Source organism: Micromonospora sp. NPDC050417 (genome assembly GCF_044458865.1).
Classification (GTDB): Bacteria; Actinomycetota; Actinomycetes; order Mycobacteriales; family Micromonosporaceae; genus Micromonospora_G.
This window is the reverse complement of record NZ_JBITIH010000022.1, coordinates 18,052-35,755: the sequence shown is the minus strand read 5'-3', so window position 1 is coordinate 35,755 and position 17,704 is coordinate 18,052. Positions and strand designations below refer to the sequence as shown.

General features: G+C 71.2%; 17 protein-coding genes. 5 read left to right on the top strand and 12 right to left on the bottom strand.

Annotation, left to right across the window (positions count from 1 at the left end; all coding sequences use genetic code 11):
- Position 1 precedes the first annotated feature (1 nt).
- The 7 genes from ACIBF5_RS25545 to ACIBF5_RS25515 all read right to left on the bottom strand — a co-directional run bounded on the left by ACIBF5_RS25545 (position 2) and on the right by ACIBF5_RS25515 (position 7,368).
- On the bottom strand, positions 2-721 hold the full coding sequence (locus ACIBF5_RS25545) for a class I SAM-dependent methyltransferase (protein WP_396815404.1): 720 nt from the start codon (positions 719-721) through the stop codon (positions 2-4).
- Between the two features lie 107 nt (positions 722-828).
- Entirely contained in the window at positions 829-2,253 is a 1,425-nt protein-coding gene (locus tag ACIBF5_RS25540; protein WP_396815403.1) for an acyl-CoA carboxylase subunit beta, read from the bottom strand.
- Positions 2,254-2,318: 65 nt separating this feature from the next.
- Positions 2,319-3,542 carry a beta-ketoacyl-ACP synthase II gene (gene fabF, locus ACIBF5_RS25535; RefSeq protein WP_396815402.1) on the bottom strand — a complete coding sequence of 408 codons (1,224 nt, stop codon included), beginning with the start codon at positions 3,540-3,542 and terminating at the stop codon, positions 2,319-2,321.
- A gap of 2 nt (positions 3,543-3,544) precedes the next feature.
- Positions 3,545-3,787, bottom strand: a complete 243-nt coding sequence (locus ACIBF5_RS25530) for an acyl carrier protein (RefSeq protein WP_121156257.1) — start codon at positions 3,785-3,787, stop codon at positions 3,545-3,547.
- A gap of 133 nt (positions 3,788-3,920) precedes the next feature.
- Complete coding sequence (locus tag ACIBF5_RS25525) at positions 3,921-4,859, bottom strand: beta-ketoacyl-ACP synthase III (RefSeq protein ID WP_396815401.1); 939 nt, start codon at positions 4,857-4,859, stop codon at positions 3,921-3,923.
- The gene (locus ACIBF5_RS25520; RefSeq protein ID WP_396815400.1) at positions 4,856-6,028 is read right to left on the bottom strand and encodes an acyltransferase domain-containing protein; all 1,173 of its coding nucleotides are present in this window, start codon (positions 6,026-6,028) and stop codon (positions 4,856-4,858) included. Before ACIBF5_RS25520 ends, ACIBF5_RS25525 begins: the two co-directional genes overlap by 4 nt.
- A 107-nt stretch (positions 6,029-6,135) precedes the next feature.
- A complete protein-coding gene (locus ACIBF5_RS25515; protein WP_396815399.1) occupies positions 6,136-7,368 on the bottom strand; it encodes a PucR family transcriptional regulator in 1,233 nt (410 codons plus the stop codon).
- Between the two features lie 141 nt (positions 7,369-7,509).
- On the opposite strand from ACIBF5_RS25515, the gene ACIBF5_RS25510 reads away from it, so the two are divergent.
- Together ACIBF5_RS25510 and ACIBF5_RS25505 are read left to right on the top strand one after the other, a co-directional pair.
- Complete coding sequence (locus ACIBF5_RS25510; RefSeq protein WP_396815398.1) at positions 7,510-8,196, top strand: phosphatase PAP2 family protein; 687 nt, start codon at positions 7,510-7,512, stop codon at positions 8,194-8,196.
- Between the two features lie 347 nt (positions 8,197-8,543).
- Positions 8,544-9,038: a hypothetical protein gene (locus tag ACIBF5_RS25505; protein WP_396815397.1), complete on the top strand. Its 495-nt coding sequence runs from the start codon at positions 8,544-8,546 to the stop codon at positions 9,036-9,038.
- A gap of 108 nt (positions 9,039-9,146) precedes the next feature.
- On the opposite strand, the gene ACIBF5_RS25500 is transcribed toward ACIBF5_RS25505, so the two are convergent.
- Entirely contained in the window at positions 9,147-9,797 is a 651-nt protein-coding gene (locus ACIBF5_RS25500) for a hypothetical protein (protein WP_396815396.1), read from the bottom strand.
- A gap of 233 nt (positions 9,798-10,030) precedes the next feature.
- Between ACIBF5_RS25500 and ACIBF5_RS25495 the strand changes: the two genes are divergently transcribed.
- Positions 10,031-10,702 (top strand): copper resistance protein CopC, encoded by a 672-nt coding sequence (locus ACIBF5_RS25495; RefSeq protein ID WP_396815395.1) that lies wholly within the window; start codon positions 10,031-10,033, stop codon positions 10,700-10,702.
- 14 nt (positions 10,703-10,716) lie between these two features.
- Here ACIBF5_RS25495 and gltX read toward each other — a convergent pair whose 3' ends face one another.
- Complete coding sequence (gene gltX, locus ACIBF5_RS25490; protein WP_396815394.1) at positions 10,717-12,126, bottom strand: glutamate--tRNA ligase; 1,410 nt, start codon at positions 12,124-12,126, stop codon at positions 10,717-10,719.
- Between the two features lie 147 nt (positions 12,127-12,273).
- Between gltX and ACIBF5_RS25485 the strand changes: the two genes are divergently transcribed.
- Complete coding sequence (locus ACIBF5_RS25485; protein WP_396815393.1) at positions 12,274-13,530, top strand: SLC13 family permease; 1,257 nt, start codon at positions 12,274-12,276, stop codon at positions 13,528-13,530.
- Between the two features lie 128 nt (positions 13,531-13,658).
- On the opposite strand, the gene ACIBF5_RS25480 is transcribed toward ACIBF5_RS25485, so the two are convergent.
- Together ACIBF5_RS25480 and ACIBF5_RS25475 are read right to left on the bottom strand one after the other, a co-directional pair.
- Complete coding sequence (locus tag ACIBF5_RS25480; RefSeq protein ID WP_396815392.1) at positions 13,659-14,936, bottom strand: MFS transporter; 1,278 nt, start codon at positions 14,934-14,936, stop codon at positions 13,659-13,661.
- Entirely contained in the window at positions 14,933-16,330 is a 1,398-nt protein-coding gene (locus tag ACIBF5_RS25475; protein ID WP_396815391.1) for a GH1 family beta-glucosidase, read from the bottom strand. The genes ACIBF5_RS25480 and ACIBF5_RS25475 overlap by 4 nt, the downstream gene beginning before the upstream one ends.
- Positions 16,331-16,464: 134 nt before the next feature.
- On the opposite strand from ACIBF5_RS25475, the gene ACIBF5_RS25470 reads away from it, so the two are divergent.
- Positions 16,465-16,932 carry an SRPBCC family protein gene (locus tag ACIBF5_RS25470; RefSeq protein ID WP_396815390.1) on the top strand — a complete coding sequence of 156 codons (468 nt, stop codon included), beginning with the start codon at positions 16,465-16,467 and terminating at the stop codon, positions 16,930-16,932.
- Between the two features lie 12 nt (positions 16,933-16,944).
- On the opposite strand, the gene ACIBF5_RS25465 is transcribed toward ACIBF5_RS25470, so the two are convergent.
- A complete protein-coding gene (locus tag ACIBF5_RS25465; protein WP_396815389.1) occupies positions 16,945-17,634 on the bottom strand; it encodes a CGNR zinc finger domain-containing protein in 690 nt (229 codons plus the stop codon).
- Positions 17,635-17,704 lie beyond the last annotated feature (70 nt).

Here is a 17,704-nt window from a genome sequence, read left to right as displayed (position 1 = left end):
CTCAGGGGCGGTGGGCGCGGAGCATCAGCGACACCCCGGGCAGCGACTTGACCGGCAGATAGCGTTCGGCGGTGATGACCGCGCGTAGGCCGAGGTTGACCAGACCGGGCAGGTCGTCGAGGTCGCTGCCGGTGGAGCGGCGGCGGCGCCAGGCGGCGACCGGACGGAGCACCACGTTCCAGCTCCACAGGTCGTCGACGACCAGACCGGCCTGCTCCAGCACCGACACCAGCGATGTCCGGTCGTAGCGTCGCACGTGCCCGACCGCTACGTCGTGGGCGGACCAGAGCCGCATGTCGCACGGTACGGCGATCAACGCGGTCCCACCGGGGCGCAACGTACGCCGGATCTCCGCCGCCGCGAGCGCGTCCTCCTCGATGTGTTCGAGGATGTCGAAGGCGACCACCAGACCGAGGCTCGTCGAGGGCAGCGGCAGGTGCCGGGCGTCGGCGCGTACCACCTGGAGCCCGCGTTCGGCGGCCACCTGGGCGCCCTCCGGGCTGTACTCCAGTGCCACGGGACGCCACCCGTGTGTCCGCAGGACCCGGGTGTTGCCGCCGCCAGCGGCCCCGATGTCCAACGCTCTACCGCCGGTCCGGTCCGGTCCCGCCCCGGCGGTGGCGAGCCGGCGCAGCGCGCGGGCGAGCAGGGCGCGGCGTTCCCGGTACCACCAGTGGGTGCCCTCGAGTGCGGCGAGCTTGCGAATCTCGGTGGCTTCCACGGGGGTAAACCCTAATCGGACACCGCCGCCCGCCCGAACCCGGTGTAAGGAAGGGGCCCTTGTTAACGCTATGCGTTAACAAGGGCCCCTTCCTTACACGGACACCGTTACAGCGGGATGTTGCCGTGGGAGCCGCGGGCAGCCGGGGCGGCGGCCAGGGCGTCGGCGATGCGGCGGCGGGTCTCCGCCGGCTCGATCACGTCGTCGACCACGCCGATCTCCAGCGCCCGGTTCACCCCACCGGCGGTACGGGTCTGCTCCTCGATCAACTGTGCCCGCAGCGCCTCCCGCTCGTCTGCCGGGGTGGCGGCGAGCTTCTTGCGGTGCAGGATGTTGACCGCCGCCGACGCGCCCATCACGGCAACCTCGGCGTTCGGCCAGGCGAAAACGGCGGTGGCACCGAGCGAACGCGAGTTCATCGCGATGTACGCGCCGCCGTACGCCTTGCGGGTCACCAGGGTCACCCGGGGCACGACCGCTTCGGCGAAGGCGTGCAGCAGCTTGGCGCCGCGGCGTACCACTCCGTCCCACTCCTGGCCGAGACCGGGCAGGTAACCCGGCACGTCGACCAGCACGATCAGCGGCACCCCGAGCGAGTCGCACATGCGCACGAACCGGGCCGCCTTCTCGGCGCTGGAGGCATCCAGGCAGCCGCCCAGGCGCAGCGGGTTGTTCGCGATCACACCGACGGTACGGCCGGCGAAGCGTCCGAGCACGGTCACCACGTTCGGCGCCCACTTGGCGTGCAACTCCACCCCGGCGGCGTCGAGCAGCGCCTTCACCACCGGCTTGACGTCGTACGCCCGGTTGGTCTCGGCCGGCATCAGCGCGGCGAGGTCGTGGCCCTCCTGACCCGCGGCCGGAATGTCGGCCGGGCTGAGCCGGCCCTGGTGACCCAGGAGCGCGGCCAGCTTGCGCGACTCGGCCAGGGCCGACTCGTCGTCCTTGGTGGTCACGTGCACCACGCCGGAGCGCCGACCGTGCGGTTCGGGGCCGCCGAGCCGCTCCATGTCGACCTGCTCACCGGTGACGCTGCGGACCACCTCCGGCCCGGTCACGAAGATCCGGCCGGCGCCGCTCATCACCACGATGTCGGTCAGGGCCGGGCCGTACGCGGCGCCACCGGCCGCCGGGCCGAGCACCACCGAGATCTGCGGCACCCGTCCGGAGGCGCGCACCATGGCGGCGAAGACCTGGCCGACCGCGTCGAGTGCCACCACGCCCTCGGCCAGCCGGGCGCCGCCGGAGTGCCAGAGCCCGAGCACCGGCACCCGGTCACGGACCGCGGTGTCGATCGCGTCGACGATGTGCTGGCACCCGACGGTGCCCATCGCGCCACCCATCCGGGTCGCGTCGGTCGCGTACGCGACCGCCGGGGTGCCGTCGATCTCGCCCCGGGCCCAGAGCACGCCCGAGTCGTCGCGGGACATCAGCAGGCGCAGGGAGCCGTCGTCGAAGAGCGCCCGGAGTCGCAACTCGGGGTCGCGGTAGTCCACGGTCGACGAATCAGCGCTGACAGAGGTGGTGGTCACGTACGCCTCCAATCACACTCCGGTCGAGTACGTCGGGCGTACCCGACCGGAGCAGGCAGTTAATCTCAGGCCCGGGTGAAGATGAGAGCCACGTTGTGGCCGCCGAAGCCGAACGAGTTGTTCAGAGCGGCGGGGATGTCCATCTGACGCGGCTTGTGCGCCACCACGTCGAGCAGGCCGTCCTCCGGGTCGTCAAGGTTGATTGTCGGAGGGACGACCCCGTCGCGCATGGCCAGGATGGTGGCGATCGACTCGACCGCGCCGGCCGCGCCGAGCAGGTGCCCGATCAGCGACTTGGTGGCGGTCAGCACCGGGTGGTCGCCGAGCGCGGAGCGCAGGCCCGCCACTTCGAGCATGTCGCCGACCGGGGTCGAGGTCGCGTGCGCGTTGACGTGCACGATGTCCGACCGGTCAAGGTCGGCGTCGGCGAGGGCGAACCGGATGGCCCGCTTGAAGCCGGCGCCCTCCGGGTGCGGCTGGACGATGTCGTAACCGTCCGAGGTGATCCCGGCACCGGCGAGCCGGGCGTAGACCTTGGCGCCACGGGCGGCGGCATGGTCGGCCCGTTCGAGGACGAGGACACCGGCACCCTCACCGAGGACGAAGCCGTCGCGGCCCTTGTCCCAGGGGCGGGAGGCGATCTCCGGGGCGTCGTTGCGGATCGACATGGCCCGCGCGGAGGCGAACCCGGCGATCGGCAGGGGGTGGATGACCGCCTCGGTGCCACCGGCCACGACCACGTCGGCGCGACCCGAGCGGATCATGTCCAGTCCGAGCGCGATCGCCTCGGCACCGGTCGCACAGGCGCTGGCGACCGAGTGGACCCCGGCCTGGGCGCCGAGTTCGAGCCCGACCCAGGCGGCCGGTCCGTTCGGCATCAGCATCGGCACGGTGTGCGGGGAGACCCGACGCGGGCCCTTCTCCTCCAGGATGTCGTCCTGGAAGAGCAGGGTCTGCGCGCCACCGATGCCGGTGCCGACGCTGACCCCGAGCCGCTCCGGGTCGAGCCCGGAGTCGGCCAGGCCGGAGTCGTCCCAGGCCTGGTGGGCGGCGATCAGGGCGATCGCCTCGGACCGGTCGAGCCGGCGCAGCTTGATCCGGTCCAGTACCTCGGACGGGTCCACGGCGAGCTCGGCGGCGATCCGTACCGGCAGTTGCGCGGCCCACTCCTGGGTGAGGTGTCCCACCCCGGAGCGGCCGGCGAGCATGGCGTCCCAGGTCGACGCGACGTCCCCGCCGAGCGGGGTCGTCGCGCCGAGCCCGGTGACGACGACGTCGGGGCGACTCATGATCAGGACTGGGCCTGGATGTAGGCGACAGCGTCACCAACGGTCTTGAGGTTCTGGACCTCGTTGTCGGGGATCTTCACGCCGAACTTCTCCTCGGCCGCGACAACGACCTCGACCATGGAGAGCGAGTCGACGTCGAGGTCGTCGGTGAACGACTTCTCCTCGGCGACGTCGTCCGGGTTCACCCCGGCTACCTCTTCGAGGATCTCGGCGAGGCCGGCGGTGATCTCGTCACGGGTCGTCATGGTGCTGGTTTCCTCTCGGTAAGTGGATCTGCGCTGGCGGACGATACCGCCTGCACCGTCCGGCGTGAGCCGGCCGGTGGGGTTCATGCGGTGCGCGGGGGGCGCGTACCGGGGGTGCGTGCGGACGCGGTGCTCAGGGGCAGCGGACGACCTGGCCGGCGTAGGTGAGGCCGCCGCCGAAGCCGAAGAGCAGGACCGGCGCGCCCTTGGGCACCGCGCGCTGCTCGACCAGCTTGGACAGGGCCAGCGGTACGCTCGCCGCCGAGGTGTTGCCGGACTCGACGATGTCCCGGGCGATCACCGCGTTCGGCATCCCGAGGCGCTTGGCGATCCCCTCGATGATCCGCAGGTTCGCCTGGTGCGGCACGAACGCGGCGATCTCCTCCGGCGCCACCCCGGCCCGCTCGCAGGCCTGGAGCGCGAGCGGCGCGAGTGCGGTGGTGGCCCAGCGGAACACCTGCTGGCCCTCCTGCTGGATGTACGGGCGCCAGCCCTCGATCCGTACCGCGTCGCTCTTCTCCGGCACCGAGCCCCAGATGACCGGGCCGATGCCCGGGGTGTCGCCGTCGTCGTCGGCGCTGACCACCGCGGCACCGGCACCGTCGCCGAAGATGATGCAGGTCGAGCGGTCGGTCCAGTCGGTGAAGTCGGAGAGCTTCTCGGCGCCGATGACCAGGGCGTTGCGGGCCGCTCCGGCGCGCAACGCGTGGTCGACGGTGCCGAGTGCGTAGGAGAAGCCGGAGCAGGCGGTGTTGATGTCGTACGCGCCGGGGGCGTCGATGCCGAGCTTGGCGGCGACCCGGCAGGCCACGTTCGGGCTGCGGTCGACCGAGCTGCAGGTGGCGACGACGACCAGGTCGATGTCGGCGGCGGTGAGTCCGGAGTTGGCCAGCGCGGTGTCGGCGGCTGCGGTGGCCATGTCGCTCACCGTCTCGTTGTCCGCGATCCGGCGGGTGACGATCCCCACCCGGTCCCGGATCCACTCGTCGTTGGTGTCGACGATCTTGGCCAGGTCGTCGTTGGTGAGCACCCGGGATGGCTGGTAGTGCCCCATGGCGACGATGCGACTCATGAGAGGTGTCCTCCGATGCGGGCGAGGGGTTGACCCGGGGCGACCGGGTCGTCGGGTGAGACGAGCCACTCGGTGAGTACGCCGTCACAGTGCGCGGGTACGTCGACCGGCCCCTGGCGGGTGGCGACCTGACCAATGACCTGACCGGACTTGATCGAGTCGCCCTCGTTGAGGCTGGTGGCGAGTACGAACGTACCGGCGCTCGGGGCGACGACCACCCGGAACTGCATGGTGGGCTCGTGACTCGGCGGCATGCCGTGGCGGGCGATCAGGTCACGGGCGGCGGGCAGGTCGTCCGGGGTGTTGAGGGTGACGATCTCCGGCACCCCGGTCGCCTTGAGTTCGCGCTTGACCAGGCCGGCGAGGGTGCCGGCCGGCGGAAGTTCGATCACTCCGGTGACCCCGAGGTCGGCGAGGGTGGCCATGCAGAGGTCCCAGCGCACGGGAGCGGTGACCTGGCGGACCAGCCGTTGGAGCATGTCCCGGCCGTGGTTGACCGCGGCCCCGTCCAGGTTGGAGAGGAGCAGGCGGGCGGGGTCGCTCGGGGTGATGCCGGCGGCGATGGTGGCGAGCGCCTGCTCGGCCGGGGCCATGTACGGGGTGTGGAAGGCGCCGGCGACCGGCAGCATCCGTACCCGGACACCGGCCGGCGGTTCGGCGGCGAGCTTCTCCAGTCGGTCGATCGCACCGGCGGCGACGATCTGGCCGGCACCGTTGATGTTGGCCGGGTGCAGGCCGTGTGCCTCGATAGCGGCGTTCACCGTCTCCGCGTCGCCGCCGAGCAGGGCGGCCATGCCGGTCGGTTCGAGTGCGCAGGCGGCGGCCATCTCCCGTCCGCGTACGCCGGCGAGCGTGATGGCGGCCTCGGCGGGCAGGACTCCGGCCAGGGCTGCCGCGCCCAGTTCACCGACGCTGTGGCCGGCGGTGAGGCTGACGTCGTACATCGGAAGGTGTTCAGCGGCGAGCAACGCGGCGGCGACCAGCAGTGGCTGGGTGCGGGCGGTGTCCTTGATCTCGTCCGCGTCGGCCTCGGTGCCGAGGTGCACGAGGTCCACCCCGGCGAGCGCCGACCACCAGCGCAGTCGCGCCTCGGTGCCGGTGAGGTCGAGCCATGGAGTGAGGAAGCCGGGCTTCTGTGAGCCTTGGCCGGGGGAGAGTACGGCGAGCACGGTTATGACTCTGCTGGATACTGGGCGGTCACGTTCTTACCGCAAGGCACTAAACCACACTACGACCTTTGTGGGATTCCTACAAAGATCAACGGCGGTGCTGTGGGTTATGGGGCCTTTGCGGTGAACGACCGTTCATGTCCGGGCGACGGTGGGCCCGGTGCCGCCGGGTCCAGCCGGCCGATGGTCAGCGCCATCCGCAACGCGAACGCGTCGCGCGGGGTCAACGGCGAAAAGCCGGTCACGTCCGCGATCCGGCGCAGCCGATAACGCACCGTGTTCGGATGAACGAAGAGTGCCCGCGACGCGCTCTCCAGCACCCCACCCGCCGCGAAGAACGCATCCATCGTCTCCAGCAACTCCCCGCCGGCCCGCACCAGCGGTGCGTAGACGTCCTGGCGCAACCCGCGCCGGGCCTCCGCGTCACCCGCGAGCGCCCGCTCCGGCAACAGGTCGGCCGCGGCCACCGGACGCGGCGCGGCCGGCCACGCCGGAGCCGCCCGGAACCCGGAGAGGGCGGCTCGGGCCGAGTCGGTCGCCTCGTCCAGGCTCGGCACCGCCGGGCCGACCACCACCGGACCCTCGCCGAAGCCACCGAGCAGCCGAGCGGTCGCCGCGATCGGATCCAGCGCCCCGCCGAGCACCAGGACCAGCCGGTCGCCGTGCACGCCGCCGATCGTCTCCACGCCGATCCGACGCGCCGCCCGGTAGACCGTGTGCAGCACAGCGGCCACCTCGCCACCCGGCGAGCGCCCCACCGCCACCGCCACCGGCGGGGCGTCCGCCCAGCCCAACGCCGCCGCCCGGCTGGCCAGTACGTCCGACGAATCGCCCCGTAGCAACGCGTCCACCAGCAGCGCCTGCAACCGGGCATCCCACGAGCCACGCGACTCGGCGGCCCGCGCGTACACCCGGGCGGCGGCGAAGGCGATCTCCCGGGAGAACTTCAGCACCACCTCGCGGAGCAGGTGTTCCTCGCCGGGCGCGGCCAACTCCGACACCTGCTCCTCGACCACGTCGATCGTCACCTTGATCAACGCGACGGTCTGTTGCAGGCTGATCGACCGGGCCAGCGCCCGCGGTGCCGAGGCGAACACCTCGTCGGACACCTCCTGCGGGCTCTCCCGGGCGCCGCCACCCTCGCGCAGCCACTCCACCAGCGACCGGACACCGGCCTGCGCGACCAGCATGACCCAGGCCCGCTGTTCCGCCGGCAGACCCCGGAACCACGGCAGGGTCTCGTCCATCCGGGCCATGCTGGCGGTGGCCAACGCCCCCGCCGCGCGTTCGATCCGACGCAGCGTGGCGGCCAACTCGCCACCATCCGCCTCCGTCACCATCCCGTCACCCTGTCACGCCACCCCCGGGGGTAAGGAAGGGCCCCTTGTTATCGTTTTTTGTATAACAAGGGGCCCTTCCTAACGTCCCGCCCGAGGAGTGTTCGCGGGGCGGGGGCGGGGTGTCCGTGCCATCATGCGGGGATGATCGTCCGTCCACCGGTGCTGGTGCCGCTGCTCGCCTCGATCACATTCCTCGCCCTGACCGGCCTGGTGCTCGGTGGCTGGGCGCCGCTGGACAGCTTCGACTCCGCGACCAGCGAGGCTTTCCGGGGGTACGGAGACCGGCATCCGGAACTGGTCGGCGTGCTGCGAATCACCACCGACATCTCCGCCACGGTGCCGTACCTGCTGATCGGCGCGGTGGCGAGTGGTGGGCTGCTGGCCCGGGGTGAGCGCCGGGCCGCCGCCTGCTGCGCCGCGCTGACCGTACTCGTGCCGGTGCTCTGGGGTTTGCTGCACTGGGGGGTGCACCACCCCAGACCACTCGACGGCTTCGTCGTGGTGCACAGCAACGGCTTCCCGAGCGGACACACCAGCAACGCCACCGCGACCGCGCTGATGGCCGTACTCCTGCTCTGGCCCTCGCTGGCGCGGACCGGGCGGGTCGTCGCGGTGTCCCTGGCGGCGTTGTTCGCGATTTTCATCGGGGTGACCCGGCTGGCGCTGCTGGCGCACTGGCCAGCGGACGTGTTCGGTGGCTGGCTGCTGGGGCTCGCCGTGGTCCCGCTCACGGTGTACGCGATCAACCGGTTCGTGCCCCGGCGGGAGGTTCCGGTGCTCGTCGGGGGGAGCGGGGCGGGTACGGCCCACCACCCCGACTCTTCGTGATCATTACCTGTCTCTCCGTCGTTTGACGGAGTCAGATCACCCACTGGTCATCGATTCGTCGGATGGCAGGAGCCCGACGGTGTGGTGGGATCGACGGATGGCCGTACAGTGCCGTACGACCGGACAGCGCGAGGCTCTACTGAACCGACGATTGACGCGCCGCCGGGATCACTCTCAGTCAGCCGTCCCGGTCTCCAGCCACGGCGACGTCGGACCCGTCAGCTTCGGCCAGTACGGTGACACTGCCCGGTACGGCTAGTAACAGCCCCAGGGTGGTTACCACCACCTATGACCTGTGTCGTCCGGGGAACCGCCCACACGGCGACGGCAATCAAGAGGAGGCCGGGATGGCGCACGGGGAGGCCGAGCACGGCTGCGCCCGCGGCGAGCAGGTGCCGCTGCGGGGAGATCCGGAGGAGTCGTCGTCTGCCTTCACCGGGAAGCCACTGCGTTGGGCCTGCGGAGCCGTCCCGGCGGGAGCCGAGCTGGCGACCGGCCCGAGTGGTTCCGGCCCAGGTGGTTCGGGCTCGATCGGTTCCGGTTCGAGCCCCGGTGCGATCGGTTCCGGTTCGGGATCGCCCGGCTCCTGCGGGAGCGGTGGGGCCCAGTCGGAGCTGTTGACCGACAACGGCGCGGTCGACGTGGTGGGCGGTGGGCTGGTGCCCCGGCAGCGCGGCGGCGAGCCGGTCGACCCGGAGCAGCAGACGGCCGGCGAGGAACTGCACCGCGCGTCCTCCTGCCAGCCGGGCCTGCCCGGTTGGGCCGGCGGCCACCGGCACGGGGCGGTGCGGCCCCGGGTACGCGGCGACCGGCGACAGCGACCGCCGGACCGTTGGTGCTGACCCGCCCCGGATTCACCGCATCATCAGGTGTGGCTGACGCCGGCGCGGCGGATCAGTGGATCACGGCGAATCACACCGGGTCGGCAGGGTAGATAGGTCCCGACGGAGTCAGCGGGTGCGGCGGCGGACCAGCAGCGAGATGCCGGCCAGGCAGATCGTGATGGCCACGACCACGGCACCGTTGAGCAGCAGCAGGTGGCGCAACTCGCCGAACATCCGACCCAGGTCCTTGCCGGGGGTGAGGCTGTCCTCCCGGATCACCCGTTCGCCACCGCCGATGCCGCCGTTGACCGAGGTGGCCTGGTTCGGCAGCGGCACCCCGGCGGCCTGCAGGGTCTCGTTCATCGAGAGGCGACCGTAGAACCAGGCGGCGCTGGCCTTGCTCTTGTCCGGCTGTTTCGCCGGACGGAACGCCCGGGGACCGCCCTTGGCCAGCGGGTAGAGGTCGTAGGTCTGCTTCGCCACGTCGTTGGTCAGCACCACGACGGTGTACTTCGGACCAAGGTCGCCGGGGGCTGGGGAGCCGGTCTGGCCGGAGCCCCGCAACCAGCTGACCTGTTCGAGCACCGCGTCGAAGAGCTCCACGTCGGCGTCGGCGCGCACGGTCAGCGCCTTGTCGATGCCGTCGCCACTGATCGTGACGGCGTTCGGAGTGGGCGCGGGGGCGGCGGCGGCCGGACTGGCGAGTCCGAGCCAGGAGCCAACCGCGACCATCAGCGCGACGACGATCGTGAGCCGGTGCCTGGTCTCTCGGATCATCGCTGACCTCCTCGCCCCGTTCGATGGATGGCCTTGATGCAGGTCACGCGCTGGTTGCTTGATCGGAACGCGGTCTGCTGCCGGGGCAGGTTCATCGCGTCCACTACAAAGACTCCGCAGAACGTCGCTCGGTTGCACCTGTTCGAGCAGTATTTGTAGCTATCTGCGATCTAGGGTCGACTGGTGACGAGCCGTTGATCGGTGGACCGAATCGTATCTTCGCGGAGGACTGCATGGGGGGCAAATTCACCCGGACCGGGGCGCTACTCGTGGCTGCCAGCGCCGCCTGCGTCTTCCTGACGGCGTCGCCGGCGGTGGCGCACAACTCGTTGACCAGCAGTGATCCATCCGACGGTGCGCGGCTCGACCGCGCACCGACCCGGCTGACCCTGACCTTCCTGGCGAAACTCGATCCCGGCGCCACCATAATCACGGTCGTCGGGCCGGATAACGTTTCGGCCGCAAATGCGGAGCCGATCTTTTCGGGCTCCAGGGTCGTGGTGGGGTTCCGGCCCGGCCCTGCCGGCCTCTACACCGTCGGGTACGAGCTTCCGTCCAGTGACGGGCACCCGGTCAAGGGGCGAATTCGGTTCACCATGACCGTCGGCGCGTCTGCTGACACCGCACCGAGCCCGACAGCACCGAGCCAGGCGCTGTCGAGTCCGGCCCTGCCACCGAGTCCGTCCGTACCCACAGTTGCGGCAGGGGCGCCGCAGCCCGCGCCTCCGTCCGAGCCCGACCTCACCCCGCTCGCCGGGACCGGACGGAACCTCGCCGGGACCGGACGGAACGCGGTGGACGAGGGCGGTCCGACCTGGTGGCCGTGGGCCCTCGGTGGGGTCGTGCTGCTGGTCGCCGGGGTCGGCGGCGGCCTACTGCGCCGCCGCCGTACCCGGGAGAGCTGAGTCCGCGGGTCCGCTCAGGGGAGGCGGACCCGGGCCGCGCGCATCCGGCTCAACGTCCGCTCGCGGCCGAGCACGGCCAGCGACTCGAAGAGAGGCAACCCGACGGTACGACCGGTGACCGCGACGCGTACCGGAGCCTGGGTCTTGCCGAGCTTGAGACCGCGCTCCGTGCCGACCTGCTCCAGGGTCGCCTTGAGCGGGTCGGTCTCCCAGGTCTCCAGCGCCTCGAAGGCCGCGATCGCGGCGTCGAGCAACTCGGCCGAGCCCTCCTTCATGGTCTTGGCCCAGGCCGCCTCGTCGATCAGCGGCGTGGCCAGGAAGAGGAAGTCGACGTTCGGCACGATTTCGCTCAGCACCGCGATCCGGGTCTGGGCCAGTTCCGCCACCGCCTCGAACGCGGCCGGGTCGAACTCCTCCTGCTGCCACGGCGGCGGGGCGATCGTCTCGGTGCCGGTCAGCCACGGCTGGCAGAGGGCGATGAACTCCGCCACCGGCAGGGCGCGGATGTACTCGCCGTTGAAGGCACGCAGCTTCTTCTCGTCGAAGAAGGCGGGCGAGGGGTTCACCTCGTCCAGCCGGAACTCGGACTCGATCACCGACCAGGGCACGATCTCCCGGTCGCCCGACGGCGCCCAACCGAGCAGCATCAGGTAGTTGCGCATCGCCGAGGCGAGGTAACCCTCGTCCTTGTACGCCTCCAGGGCGACCTTGTCCCGCCGCTTGGAGAGCTTCTGCCGCTTCTCGTTGACCACCACCGGTACGTGTGCCCAGATCGGCGGCTTGACGCCGAGCGCCTCCCAGAGGAGCTGCTGCTTCGGGGTGTTCGGCAGGTGCTCCTCGGCCCGGATCACGTGGCTGATTTCCATGATCATGTCGTCCACGACGTTCGCCAGCAGGAAGACCGGCGAACCGTCGCCCCGGGCGATCACGAAGTCCTCGATCAGCTTGTTCTCGAACGTCGGCTCGCCCCGGATCAGGTCGACCACCACGGTCGCGCCCTCGTCCGGCGTACGGAAACGCAGCGCCCGACCCTCGCCCGGCCCCAGGTTGCGGTCCCGGCAGAAGCCGTCGTACCCCTGGTACTGCGACCCGGTCCGGGCCTGGACCATCTCCCGGGTGCAGTCGCAGTAGTAGGCGCGGCCGAGACCGTAGAGCTTCTCGGCGGCGGCGCGGTGCTGCTCGGCGTTGGCGGACTGGAAGTACGGACCTTCGTAGCTGCCCCGCTCGATCCCGATCCAGTCCAGCGCGGAGAGGATCCCCTCGGTCCATTCGGGCCGGTTCCGGGCCGCGTCGGTGTCCTCCACCCGCAGCACGAAGACACCGCCCTGCTGCCGTGCGTAGATCCAGTTCTGCAGGGCCGACCGGGCACCGCCGACGTGGAACATGCCAGTCGGGGAAGGGGCAAAGCGTACGCGTACCGTCACCGCCCCAGCCTACGGCCGACCCCGTACGCCCCCGCCACCAGGTTTGCGTACCCGTGGGGGATATCGTCGCCGACGGCCCGGCGGCGACCGTCGCGCGGCAACCGGCGACGGCCGTGACCAGGGCGGGACGAGCAGGGGAGGGGAAACGTGGCGGTACGCGAGGTCTCGGCGACGCCCTCCGGAACCGACCGGGGGAAGCCGAACCCGGCACGGCGTCACCATCCACTCCGCCGGCTCGACTGGTCCGGGTGGCTCGCGCTCGGGCTGCTCACCCTCGGCCTGGTCGCGCTCGCCACCGGGTTGGTGCCGGCCGCCGACGCCAACGCGACCCTGCGCCGGATCGCCCCGATCCTGGTCTTCCTCTTCGCGGTGCTGATCCTCGCCGAGCTGGCGGCCCGAGCCGAGTTCTTCGACGTGCTGGCGGCCCGGATGGCGATCGTGGCCCGGGGCAGCTATCCGGCGCTGTTCGGGCTGAGCGTGGCGCTGGCCGCGCTGACCACGATGATCCTCAACCTGGACACCACCGCGGTGCTGCTCACTCCGGTGATGCTGGCGGTGGCGACCCGGGCCGGCATCGCGCCGCTGCCGCTGGCCATGACCACCATCTGGCTGGCCAACACCGCAAGCCTGCTGCTCCCGGTCTCGAACCTGACCAATCTGCTCGCCGCCGACCGGATCGGGCTGCCGGTCCTCGACTTCGCCGGCCGGATGGCGCTGCCGCAACTCGCCGCCCTGCTCGCCACCGCCATCTGCCTCTGGCTCTGCTACTGGCGCCGGGGGCTGCGACCCGAGCGGCGTTTCCAGCCGCCGCCGCGCTACCGCCCCCGGGACCGGGCCCTCTTTCGGGTAGCCGCGCTCACCTGCGGATTCTTCGTCCTGGGCATCCTGGTCGGGGTGCCGATCGCGGCGGTGTCGGTGGCCGGCGCGGTGGTCCTGCTGGTGGCGTTCGCCGTACGGGACCGGGCCGCGCTGCGCTGGCAACTGGTTCCGTGGCGGCTGCTGGCCCTGGTGGGCGGGATGTTCCTGATCGTCGACGCGGTCGGCCGGCTGGGCCTGTCCCGGCTGCTCAGCACCGTGGTGGGAGTCGACCCGGGCGTGGCCGGGGTGTGGCGCTCCGCCGCCACCGGCGGCCTGCTCGCCAACCTGATCAACAACCTGCCGGCGTACGTGGCGGCCGAGGCGGTGGTGCCGCTCGGGCACACCGACCAACTGCTGGGGCTGCTGATCGGCACCAACGCCGGACCGCTGGTGCTGCCCTGGGCGTCCCTGGCCACCCTGCTCTGGCTGGAGCGGTGCCGGGCGGCGGGGCTGCGCCCGCACTGGCCGCGTTTCCTGCGTACGGGTGCCTTGACCGCGGCCGTCACCATCGCCGCGGCCGTGACCGTCCTCCTACTGGAACGCTGACCCGGCTCAGCCCCGCTGCCGCGCCCCGCGCCCCCGCCCCGCGCCCCCGCCGCCGCGCCACGGCGGTGTTAGGAAGGGGCCCTTCCTATACAAAATGCGATAACAAGGGGCCCTTCCTTACCCCGAGCTCAGGGGACGGAGCGGATGTTGACGACGAGGACGCTGCCGAGCAGGGTGACGGCGGCGGTCACGGCGTACAGGGTGGGGTAGCCGCCGAGGTGCACCACGATCGGGGCGGAGAGCGCCGGGCCGAGTACCTGCGGCGCGGCGTTGGCAATGTTGATCACGCCGAGGTCCTTGCCCCGGTCGGTCGCGACCGGCAGGACCTGGGTGATCAGGGCGGCGTCCACCGCCAGGTAGACCCCGTAACCGGCGCCGAGCAGCAGCGCCGCCACCAGGGCGGCTGGCCAGACCGGGGCGGCGGCGAGCAGCAGCGCGGCCACCGCCATGATCACCCCGGACCAGATCACGAAGACCTTGCGGCGGCCGGTCCGGTCCGAGAGCCGGCCGGAGACGACGGCGGTGGCCATCATGCCGGCGGTGTAGAGCAGGATCAGGATCAGCAGTCCCGCCTCCGGGTCGCCGTGGCGCACCTTGTCCTTCAGGAAGTAGAGCAGGTAGAGCGTGCCGAGCGCGTTGCCCATCTGGACCAGGAACCGGGTGCCCCAGGCCCAGGCGAAGTCGGGGTGCCGGCGTGGGTCCACCCACATCCCGGCGAGCAGGTCCCGCCACCGCAGCGTCGGTCGGTGCGTACGCGGCAGCGGGTCGTCCGGGGTGAGCAGCGCGAACGGCAGCGCCAGCAGCAGCAGGGCGAGCGCCAACACCAGGTAGCCGGCGCCGGTGCCGGTGACCACGCTGGTGACCAGGACCGCGCCGAGCACCAGTCCGAGCGCCTGCGGGATGCCGACCCAGCCGGAGACGCCGCCGCGCTGGGCCACCGGCACCCGGTCGGGGAGCGCCGAGGTCAGCGCGGCGAGCATGGCGTTGAGGGTCAGTTGTGCCGCGACCCAGGCGAGTGCGACCCCGACGATGGTCTGCTGCCGTGCGAGCAGGAGGAACGAGCCGGCGGCGAGCAGCGCGCCGACCACCGTCCAGACGTGCCGGCGGCCGACGTCCCGGCCGGCCAGGCGGAGCACGGTACGGTCGGAGAGCGCCCCGGCGATCGGGTTGGCGAGTACGGCGGCGAGTGCGCCGAGCCCGGTCACCACCGCCAGCATTCCCTCCTTGTCGACCGGTGTGATCGACTCGACCTGTTGCGGCAGCAGGATCTGGATCGGGGTGAAGAACGCCATCCAGACGCCGAGGTTCGCGCTGAAGATCAGGGCGATCCAGCCTCGGCGTACGGGAACGGTGGGTTCGGCGAGGGCGGCGGGCAGGGTGCCTGGAACCGGCTGCACGGCGGTCACCCGGCGTCGGCGGGTGCGACGTCGACGGCTCCGGTGGGCGCGAGGGCTCCTGTGGGTGCGACGGCTCCTGTGTTGATCATGTCGCGGTACCAGGTGTAGGAGGTTTTCGGGGTGCGGCGCTGGGTGGCGAAGTCGACGTGTACCAGGCCGAAGCGTTTGGTGTAACCCTCGGCCCACTCGAAGTTGTCCAGCAGCGACCAGACGAAGTAGCCGCGTACGTCGACGCCGTCGACGATCGCCCGGTGCACGGCGCGCAGGTGCCCGTCGAGGTACGCGATTCGTTCCGGGTCGTGGCAGTGGCCGTCCGCGTCGAGGGTGTCGTCGTAGCTGCAACCTCCCTCGGTGATGTGGATCGGCGGGAGTCGGTCGCCGTACTCGTGGCGCAGTCCGGTGAGCAGTTCCCACAGCCCGTCCGGGTCGACCGGCCAGCCGAAGCTGGTGGTCGGGTAGCCGGGCAGCGGGACGAGGTCGAACGGGAGCGGATTGCCCGGGTCGGTGGGTGCGCGTACGCCGGTGGGGTTGTAGTAGTTGACCCCGAGTGCGTCGATCGGCGCGGCGATGGTGTCGAGGTCGCCGGGCTGGATCACGGCGGCGTCGGCGCCCGGGACCTCCGGGTATCCGAGGCCCAGGATCGGGTCGGTGAAGAGCCGGTTGTGCAGCGCGTGGTACGCCCCGGCGGCGAGTCGGTCGGCGTCGGTGTCGCCTAGGACCCGCACCGGTGAGTAGTCGTTGGTGATGGCGATCGGGCTGCTGGTGAGGGTGCGCAGCGCGGTGACGGCCAGCCCGTGACCGAGTAGTTGGTGGTGGGTGACGGGGAACGCGTCGAAGAGCCGCTGTCGGCCGGGGGCGTGGACGCCGAGCCCGTAGCCGTAGCTCATGTGGACGAACGGCTCGTTGAGGGTGATCCAGAGTTTCACCCGGTCGGCGAGGCGGCCGGCGACCAGGGTGGCGTAGTCGGCGAACCGGTGCGCGGTCTCCCGGGCCAGCCAGCCGCCCCTGTCTTCCAGGGCCTGCGGCAGGTCCCAGTGGAACAGGGTGGCGACGGGGTCGATGCCCCGTTCCAGCAGGCTGTCCACGAGTCGGTCGTAGAAGGCGAGGCCGGCAGGGTTGGCCGGGCCGGTCCCGTCCGGCTGGATCCGGGGCCAGGCGACGGAGAACCGGTACGCCCCGACGCCGAGTCCGGCGAGCAGGGCCACGTCTTCGGCGTACCGGTGATAGTGGTCGCAGGCGATGTCGCCGGTGCTGCCGTCGACGACCGTGCCCCGGGAGTGGGTGAAACTGTCCCAGATCGACGGTCCACGTCCATTGTCGCTGGTCGCGCCCTCTATCTGGTACGCGGAGGTGGAGACGCCCCAGGTGAATCCGGCGGGGAAGTGGGGCATGAACGCGGGCATCCACCCTCCTCGAAACGCGAAAGTTGCTCGGACTCTAGTCCTTCGGCGTGTCGTTGGGTAGGCGTCCGGTTTGGCACCAATATGCGCATAAGCTGCGAATGTTCGTACGATGTCCTCAATGGAGGCGGATAGAGATGATGCTCATTGAACGCAGCGTGCGGGTAGCAGCGAACGTCGAGGCGGTGTGGGACGTGGTCCAGCGCGCCGAGCGGCTGCCCGCCTGGCTGTCTGGCGTACGTCAGGCCGAGGTTCTCTCCGGTGAGGGATTCGGCCGGCGGCAACGGGTCCGGGTCATCCGCGGACCGGCGGTGGACGCCGAAGTGATCGCCTACCAGGCACCGACGCTGATCGCCTGGCGCGAGCGGACCGAAGGGTCCGGCGCCCGCGCCGAGGCACGGACCGAGGTGTACGTCGAACTCGCCCCCGACGGCGACGACGCCACCCAGGTACGGCTCATCATGGTGCGCTGGCCCGCCGGCCCGATCAGCGGCGCCCTGCTCCGCTGGGGTATGCGCCGGGTCGGTGCCAACATCGAAGGTTCGCTGAACCGGCTCACCGGACTCGCCACGGTCAACCCGTCCCCGGTCGTACCGGTCGGCTGACCCTTTCCCTGCTCAGGCAGGCGTTTCCCGGACCTGTTCCGGTGCGCCCTGCCGTCGGCGGCGGTGATCGGCGACCTTGTTCCGGTTGCCGCAGCGTTGCATCGAACACCAACGGCGTTGCCCCGGGCGGGATGTGTCCAGATAGACCAGGGCACAGCGCTGCCCGGCGCACATCCGCACCCGGTCGACGGTGGGGGCGCTGAAGGTACGGACCGCGTCCCGCGCGATCTCAGTGATCAACTGTCGCGCGTCGACCGGTCTCCGCCAGACGGGCGTGCCACCGGCGGAGCCGAACTGCGGCACCACCGGCGGACCGCCCGCCACTTCGTTGACGACGGCGAACTCCCGCTCCAGGCCAGCCAGCCGGGCGGCGCCCGTCGCCAGACCGGGCTCCGTCGACTCGTACGGGACCGGCTGCCCGGTCGCCGCCACCGCGATCGACCAGATCGCCTCGCGCAGTCGCTTGACCTCGGTCAGGTCGCTTGGCTGGACCGGTATGTCGTCCGGGTCGACCCCGTGGCCGATCGGATCGAGCCGGCTGAGCGCGGACCACACGACGAAGTCAGTCGGGGTGTGCAGCCGCTCGAAGCGGGCCCGGAATCCCTCGCCGCCGGTGCCGCAGGCGAGTTCCAGACAGAGTGCCCCGGCGTCGAAGCCGAAGACCTGACCGTCCGGATGGGCCAGCCTGAGTACGCCGATCACCTAACCACTATAGGCAGTTACCGGCGTCTCTCCCGCCTCCCCGCCCCTTCCCGGTGCCCGCACACATGAC